The organism is Methanohalobium sp., assembly GCF_046546175.1.
Taxonomy (GTDB): domain Archaea; phylum Halobacteriota; class Methanosarcinia; order Methanosarcinales; family Methanosarcinaceae; genus Methanohalobium.
On record NZ_JBKGYF010000079.1, the window covers coordinates 1 to 7,907 of the forward strand.

Genomic DNA, 7,907 nt, shown 5'->3' on the forward strand with positions numbered 1-7,907 from the left:
AAAATCTACAAAACTTAAGCAATTAAATATTATAACTTAATTAAGGATTGTTGGAAAGGCTGTTTAGCCAAGTGGTAGTTCACATAAACATTTATAACTAATGAGCGCATATATATATAAGTCCTGAAAGGCTAAAAAGCAAAATCGGTCAAAATCAGTACAAAAATTTTTAATTGAATTTGACTTAAATATTATCCAATTATATTTTTAAATGTAGAAAGCATTTTTAATATATTTATCCGATTTTCACGGAGATTTATTATTATGTCTGATAAACAGATTTATGATTCAACAAACATACAGGTACTTGAAGGGCTTGAAGCTGTACGCAAACGTCCGAGCATGTATATCGGGAGTGTTGACGGTAGAGGACTCCATCATCTTGTGTACGAAGTAGTAGATAATAGTATTGATGAAGCTCTTGCAGGTTACTGTTCTGAGATTGATGTAGTTTTAAATTCTGATGGAAGTGTTACTCTTGAAGACGATGGCAGGGGAATACCTGTTGATACACATGCCAAATATAACAAGTCTGCACTTGAAGTTGTAATGACGCTGCTCCATGCAGGAGGGAAGTTCGATAAGAGCACCTACAAGGTTTCAGGAGGTCTTCATGGAGTAGGTGTATCTGTTGTGAATGGTCTTTCTGAATGGCTGGAAGTAGAGGTAAAACGTGATGGTAAACGTTATTACCAGCGTTATGAGAAAGGGATTCCAAAAACTGATGTACAGATTCTTGGGGATACCGAAGGAACTGGTACCAGATGTACCTTCAAACCGGACACGGAAATATTTGAATCCACTGAATTTGATTATGAATCACTATCCACAAGGCTTAGAGAACTTGCATTCCTGAATAAAGGTATAAAAATAAAAATCAAAGATGAACGAACCGATGAAGGATATGAAGATGTTTTCCAATATGATGGCGGAATTGTATCCTTTGTTAAACATTTGAATAAAAACAGGACGCCTCTTCATGAGGAACCCATTTATTTTGAAGGGGAAAGAGATGGGACAATTGTGGAAATTGCTATCCAATATACTGATAGCTATGGTGAGTATGTATATTCCTTTGCAAACAATATTAACACCCATGAGGGCGGAACTCATGTAATCGGTTTCAAAACCGCACTTACACGAGTAGCTAACGATTATATCAGAAAAAATGAAATTGAAAAAGGCAATGTTAAACTTTCAGGTGAAGATATCAGGGAAGGTTTAACAGCTATTATAAGTGCAAAAATACCGGAACCACAATTTGAAGGACAAACAAAAACCAGACTTGGTAACAGTGATATTAAAGGTATTGTAGAATCAATGGTTGCTGATGGTCTGTCCAGATATCTGGAAGAAAACCCAAAAGTTGCAAATTCTATTATTAAAAAAGCACTCTCTGCAAAACGTGCAAGGGAAGCTGCAAAAAAAGCAAGGGAGTTGACTAGAAGGAAAAGTGCATTGGAGGTCAGTACTCTTCCAGGTAAACTTGCGGATTGTTCAGAAACCGATCCATCCGTTTCAGAAATATTCCTTGTGGAAGGTGACTCAGCTGGTGGTTCTGCAAAGATGGGGAGAGACCGCAGATTTCAGGCGATATTACCATTCCGCGGTAAAATAATAAATGTGGAAAAAGCCCGTCTTTCAAAGGTGCTGAAAAATAAAGAAATACTTTCATTGATCACCGCAATGGGTACAGGTGTCGGAGAAGATTTTGACATCAGTAAAGCACGTTATCAGAAAGTTATCATCATGACAGATGCGGATGTAGATGGAGCACATATAAGAACATTGGTTCTTACGTTCTTCTTCCGATACATGCATGAAATGATTGATAGCGGATATATCTATATTGCCCAGCCACCACTATATCGTATCAAGAAGGGTAAAAAAGAATATTATATCCATGATGAAAAGGAGAAAAATAAAAAGCTTAAAGAGCTTGGTGAGAAAGGGATTTCACTTCAAAGATATAAGGGTCTTGGTGAAATGAACCCTGAACAGTTATGGTCAACCACCATGAACCCTGAATCACGTAAATTGACACAGGTTACAATGGAAGATGCTGCAACGGCTGACGAGATGTTTTCCATACTCATGGGTGAAGAGGTGGAACCTCGTAGACAGTTCATTGAAAAACATGCAACAGACGTTGTCAACCTTGATATATGATGCTAGATGTATGAGGTCATAATTAATGTCACAAAACGATAATTTTACTGAAGATGACTCTGAGAGAATCGATGTTCAGGAAACTGATACCGGAGAAGATGTGATGCCGGTGTTAATCGAAGAAGAGATGAAAAAATCATACATCGATTATGCAATGAGTGTTATTGTAGGCAGGGCACTTCCTGATGCGCGTGATGGATTAAAACCAGTTCATAGACGTATACTGTTTTCTATGAAGGAAGCAGGCATCACCTATGATAAACCGTACAAAAAATCCGCACGTGTAGTGGGAGATGTTCTCGGTAAGTTCCATCCTCACGGCGATATGGCAGTCTATGATTCACTTGTCAGAATGGTTCAGGAATTTTCCATGCGCTACCCTCTGATAGATGGTCAGGGTAATTTTGGTTCAATTGATGGAGATTCGGCTGCAGCAATGCGTTATACAGAAGTACGCATGGAAAAAATAGCTGAAGAAATGCTTGTTGATATTGATAAAGAAACCGTCCCCTTCCAACCTAATTATGATGGAGCGTTAACTGAACCAACAGTACTACCTGCCAAACTTCCAAACCTGATTATTAATGGTTCTACAGGTATAGCAGTTGGTATGGCTACCAATATACCACCTCATAATCTGGGGGAAGTAGCTGATGGATTGTTAATGATGATTGACAATCCAGAAGTATCAATATCTGAACTCAGAACTGCGATAAAAGGACCGGATTTCCCGACAGCTGGAACAATTCTTGGTACAGATGGAATCAGATCCGCCTATGAAACCGGGCGCGGACGCATTCAAATACGTTCGGTTGCAGAAATCGAGGAAATTAAAAACGATAAAAACCGCATTATAGTTTCAGAACTGCCATATCAGGTTAACAAAGCAAACCTTATTGAAAGCATTGCGTCTCTTGTAAGAGATAAAAGGATACAGGGCATATCAGATCTCAGGGATGAATCCGATAGAGAAGGAATTCGGATTGTCATTGAACTGGTACGCAACATCAATCCGAATGTAATACTCAATCAGTTATACAAACATACCCAGCTCCAGGTAACCTACGGCATAATTAATCTTGCACTGGTAGACGGAGTACCCAAGGTATTGAACCTGTACGAACTCCTTCAGATTTATCTACAGCACAGGATGGATGTGATTCAGAAACGCAGTCAATATCAGTTGAAAAAAGCAGAAGATAGAGCCCATATTCTTGATGGTCTGAAAATCTGTCTTGGTAACCTTGATGATGTTATATCATTTATCAGAAAATCGAAAACAACACCTGAAGCAAAAGAAGGTTTAATTGAAAGATTCCAACTTGATGAAGCACAGGCAAAAGCAATCCTTGATATGCGATTACAGAATCTAACCGCTATGGAGCGGGAGAAGATTGAAAGCGAATATAATGAGCTGGTTGAAAAAATAGCGGACCTGAAAGAAATCATAGCAAGTGATTCCAGAAAATATGAAATAATAAAAAATGAGTTAACCGAACTCAAAGAGGACTATGCAAATGTACGACGTACTGATATCCAGCCTTCTGGTCTAGAACTTAGTGATGAAGATATGATTCCTGATGAAGAAGTTTTCATTACAATCACTAATAGCGGTTACATAAAACGCTTACCAGTGGATACTTATTCCAAACAACACCGCGGCGGCCGAGGAGTTGCAGGTATAAACGTGAAAGACGATGATTTTGTAGAGGATGTGTTTGTGGCATCTACCCATGATTATCTCCTTCTATTCACAAATAAAGGCAGAGTCAACTGTAAAAAGGTGTACGAAATTCCGCAGGGAAGCAAGCAATCAAGAGGTAAAGCTCTTGTTAATCTGTTTGAACTGGAAAATGATGAAGCAGTATCATCCATGATCACAATAAAAGAATTTCCGGGTGATAGGTACCTGTTAATGGCTACCAAAAAAGGAACGGTGAAAAAAACCCCATTATCAGAGTTTAAAACCCGTAAAAAATCAGGACTTATAGCTATTAATCTGCCTGGTGAGGATGAACTTGTGAATGTAATCCTGACAGATGGCAAAAGTGATGTAGTTCTGGTATCCAGTGGTGGTAAAGCGATTCGTTTTGCAGAAACCAATGTTCGTCCCATGGGTAGAACTGCACAGGGTGTACGGGGAATGAGATTGGATACCAAGGACATGATTATAAGTATGGATACTTTATCTGATGAGGAGCATTCAAAACTTCTTACAATTACTGAAAATGGTTTCGGAAAGCGTACCAGATTCGATGAATACCGTAGAATGAATAGAGGTGGACGTGGTGTTACCACTATCCATATGACACCCAGAAATGGTCCAGTAGTAAATGTTAAAACTGTTAAGGATGATGATGATATTGTAGTTACCAGTTACCAAGGGCTTGTTATACGTATACCTGTAAAAGATATTCGTGTACAGGGCAGGAACACACAGGGTGTTAAAATAATGAACATGCGGGAAAATGATAAAGTTATTGGGGTCGCAAGAATTAAAAAAGATGATGATAACTAAACAAACACTTTTAACACTACAAAATAGCAATCCAAATAAAAATAATTTGATAAAATAATTTGATAATACGATCACAGGGTTGATTTGATGGAAATAAAAAATCTAAGACATGGTACTGAACTAATCAAACGCGGGTTTGCAAAAATGCAAAAAGGTGGTGTGATTATGGACGTCACAACACCTGAACAGGCAGAAATTGCCGAAAAAGCGGGTGCAGTTGCTATAATGGCGCTTGAAGCTGTACCTGCAGATATAAGGGAAGCAGGTGGAGTTGCCAGAATGGCAGACCCTGCAGTGGTATCCCAGATTGTTGAGTCAGTAACAATACCAGTAATGGCAAAAGCTCGAATAGGGCATACTGTTGAAGCAGAAATCTTAGAATCAATCGGTGTTGACATGATTGATGAGTCTGAAGTTCTAACACCAGCGGATGCCATATACCACATCGATAAAACACAATTTACAGTACCGTTTGTCTGTGGAGCTCGTAATCTCGGGGAAGCACTACGACGAATCAATGAAGGAGCTGCCATGATACGTACAAAAGGTGAAGCAGGAACGGGAGATGTAAGCCAGGCAGTCCATCACATGAAACAGATTATGGGTGAAATCCGGGAATACTCAGGTAAATCCAAAGAAGAGTTGATGATGGTTGCCAGAGATATCGGAGCACCGTACGAACTACTGGAAGAAACTGTTAAGCTTGGAAGACTGCCAGTTGTCAATTTTGCAGCAGGAGGTATTGCTACACCTGCGGATGCAGCTCTTATGATGAAACTGGGAGCAGACGGAATATTTGTCGGTTCTGGCATATTCAAGGCAGAAAATCCTGAAAAGATGGCAAGTGCAATCGTTGAAGCGGTTAACAATTATGATAACCCTGCAAAACTTGCAGGAATTTCTAAAGGCATAGGTTCTGGTATGAAAGGTATCAGTGCTGATACAATTGCAGAAGAACAAATTCTCCAGACCCGTGGATATTAAATTAAATTTTCCAATTTTAAATTTTTAGATGGTTCCAGTATGCGTATAGGTGTAATTGCATTACAGGGAGATGTTTCAGAACATGTTGATGCTTTAAAAAGAGTTATTTCTGAACGTGGTAAAAATGGTGATATAGTCACTGTAAAGCATAGTGGTATTGTTCCAACCTGTGATGCACTGGTTTTACCAGGTGGTGAAAGCACTACACTTGGACGTCTCCTTGTCTATGAAGGTATAGCTGATGAAATAAAAAAGGCTGCATTAAACGGCGTACCAGTTATGGGTACCTGTGCGGGTTTAATACTCATGGCAAAAGAGGGAGATGGTCAAGTTCAAAAAACGCATCAATATTTACTCTCACTTATGGATATTACTGTAAACAGAAACGCATTCGGGAGACAAAGAGAATCTTTTGAATTCAAGCTTAGTGTATCTATTTTTGATACCCCTTACATAGCAATTTTTATACGTGCTCCTGCAATTGTAAGATGTGGGGATGAGGTAAAAAAACTGGCAGATATTGATGATTACATTGTCGCTGCCGAACAGGACAATTTGATTGCACTTGCGTTCCATCCGGAACTTACAGATGATTTACGCTTCCATCACCATTTTCTTGATAAAATCTCAAAAGACCAAACTAAATAAAAATTTATAATAATGGAAGGTAAAAACCCTTATGTATTTACAAGCTGTCCGAAAATTCTATACTAGCAATTTATTTTTATCTATTATATAAATAAATATAGGTAAATGACTGATTTATCTTTTAATGGCGTTTATTCATTCATCCAAAAACCAGGAACATTGAAATTACCTGATATAAGAGTAATGATAAGAACTGATAATATATGTTACCTGTTTGGTTCTTTTGTAGAATGTATCCACTTTAATGTTAATTGTCAGACAGGCTCTAAACTCATGGGCTTTCACGTACCTCTGTTACCCATTCTTCGTAATTTTGGATAGATAACGGATAAATTAACCGAGAAATTTTTTAATTGTTTCTTCAAATTTATCAGAATCCAAAGGTTTTGATAAGTATTCATCGCAACCTGCTTCAATGAATTTTTCTCTATCCCCTTTCATAGCATAAGCAGTTACTGCTATTATAGGTGTGTTTAGAAGACATGGTTTTTCTTTAAGTTTGGGTAAAAGTTCCAAACCATCCATTTTTGGCAGTTGGATGTCCAATAATATCAAATCAAAATTGTATTCATCTACTTTATCAAGAGCTTCCACCCCGTCCTCCACGTTAATTACATTATAACTATCTGAACCAATTAAATTGATGAAATCATTCATCAGCTGTCTATTTAGTCTATTATCTTCGATAATCAGTATATTATGCATCAAATCCACCCATAAAACACTAACAAAACTTTTGCTCACTATTCAGACGTCAAAACTCACATATAAATATAATTGTCATTGATCTGTTACTGTTCAGTTTTTTGTTGTGTGAGTTTGTGTTCTCTGCCCTTGCTGACCTCGGGAACCAGTGCATCATATCCAACTTTATTCCATCTATCCTGCCAGTAGTATCCGGTCATTCTTGTGATACCAATTTTTTCAGCGGCTTCGCTGACAGAATCACCAAGATACCTGAATTTGCAGAAATATAGACGTCTCAACATCCTGGCATTGGTCTCGGTTTTTAACAGGTTGTTGAGCTGGTCAAGTGCTACATGATGTACAATATCGATCTGGTCTTTTCTTCTTTGTTTCATAAGAAGATATATGCTGGTTGTGTATAAAGAGCTATGTATCTAACTATAGTTTAACAGACCCTGAATCAAGATTTATCAAGAACAAGAAAGGCAGAATAGAACAGGGATACAACACTCAAATCACTGTTGACCATAAGGAAGGAATCATAATCGAAAACGATGTTTGTCAGGATAGAAACGATGCTCATCAGCTTAAACCACAACTTGAACTTGTTGAAAAGTACTGTGGAAGATTAAGTAAAAATACGAAAATCTGTGCTGACAGTGGTTACATTCATGAAAAGAATATACAATTCCTGAAACAGAAAGAACTGGACCCTTATATACCGGAACAAATCGATAATAGTTATAAGAAAAATCCTAAACCTGAAAATGATACTAAGCATCCTTATCATGTTTCAAGATTCATTTATGATGAACAAAGGGATGTGTATATCTGTCCTGAAAACGAGATTTTGACATTTTCTTATGAATCAAATGATAGAGACAGGCCAGGAAAACTTCGA

At 37.9% G+C, this 7,907-nt stretch carries 7 protein-coding genes; 5 read left to right on the top strand and 2 right to left on the bottom strand.

The window, feature by feature from the left end; genetic code table 11:
• The first annotated feature begins 258 nt into the window (after positions 1 to 258).
• The 4 genes from gyrB to pdxT all read left to right on the top strand — a co-directional run bounded on the left by gyrB (position 259) and on the right by pdxT (position 6,319).
• Positions 259 to 2,169, top strand: a complete 1,911-nt coding sequence (gene gyrB, locus ACLFMM_RS08110) for a DNA topoisomerase (ATP-hydrolyzing) subunit B (RefSeq protein ID WP_410808239.1) — start codon at positions 259 to 261, stop codon at positions 2,167 to 2,169.
• 25 nt (positions 2,170 to 2,194) lie between these two features.
• The gene (gyrA, locus tag ACLFMM_RS08115; protein ID WP_410808233.1) at positions 2,195 to 4,687 is read left to right on the top strand and encodes a DNA gyrase subunit A; all 2,493 of its coding nucleotides are present in this window, start codon (positions 2,195 to 2,197) and stop codon (positions 4,685 to 4,687) included.
• Between the two features lie 87 nt (positions 4,688 to 4,774).
• Entirely contained in the window at positions 4,775 to 5,671 is an 897-nt protein-coding gene (gene pdxS, locus ACLFMM_RS08120) for a pyridoxal 5'-phosphate synthase lyase subunit PdxS (protein ID WP_410808234.1), read from the top strand.
• A gap of 39 nt (positions 5,672 to 5,710) precedes the next feature.
• The gene (gene pdxT / locus ACLFMM_RS08125; RefSeq protein WP_410808235.1) at positions 5,711 to 6,319 is read left to right on the top strand and encodes a pyridoxal 5'-phosphate synthase glutaminase subunit PdxT; all 609 of its coding nucleotides are present in this window, start codon (positions 5,711 to 5,713) and stop codon (positions 6,317 to 6,319) included.
• Between the two features lie 333 nt (positions 6,320 to 6,652).
• Here pdxT and ACLFMM_RS08130 read toward each other — a convergent pair whose 3' ends face one another.
• Both ACLFMM_RS08130 and ACLFMM_RS08135 read right to left on the bottom strand, forming a co-directional pair.
• Positions 6,653 to 7,024: a response regulator gene (locus tag ACLFMM_RS08130; RefSeq protein ID WP_410808236.1), complete on the bottom strand. Its 372-nt coding sequence runs from the start codon at positions 7,022 to 7,024 to the stop codon at positions 6,653 to 6,655.
• An 86-nt stretch (positions 7,025 to 7,110) separates the two neighbouring features.
• Positions 7,111 to 7,401 carry a helix-turn-helix domain-containing protein gene (locus ACLFMM_RS08135; protein WP_410808237.1) on the bottom strand — a complete coding sequence of 97 codons (291 nt, stop codon included), beginning with the start codon at positions 7,399 to 7,401 and terminating at the stop codon, positions 7,111 to 7,113.
• A 17-nt stretch (positions 7,402 to 7,418) separates the two neighbouring features.
• Between ACLFMM_RS08135 and ACLFMM_RS08140 the strand changes: the two genes are divergently transcribed.
• Positions 7,419 to 7,907, top strand: a 489-nt coding sequence (locus tag ACLFMM_RS08140; RefSeq protein WP_410808238.1) for a transposase, incomplete at its 3' end; no start/stop codon positions are given.

What these genes read in the sequence shown, in the direction of transcription:
- gyrA (WP_410808233.1), top strand. Translation starts at nt 2,195, where the DNA reads ATGTCACAAAACGATAATTTTACTGAAGATGACTCTGAGAGAATCGAT.
- pdxS (WP_410808234.1), top strand. Translation starts at nt 4,775, where the DNA reads ATGGAAATAAAAAATCTAAGACATGGTACTGAACTAATCAAACGCGGG.
- pdxT (WP_410808235.1), top strand. Translation starts at nt 5,711, where the DNA reads ATGCGTATAGGTGTAATTGCATTACAGGGAGATGTTTCAGAACATGTT.
- ACLFMM_RS08130 (WP_410808236.1), bottom strand. Translation starts at nt 7,024, where the DNA reads ATGCATAATATACTGATTATCGAAGATAATAGACTAAATAGACAGCTG.
- ACLFMM_RS08135 (WP_410808237.1), bottom strand. Translation starts at nt 7,401, where the DNA reads ATGAAACAAAGAAGAAAAGACCAGATCGATATTGTACATCATGTAGCA.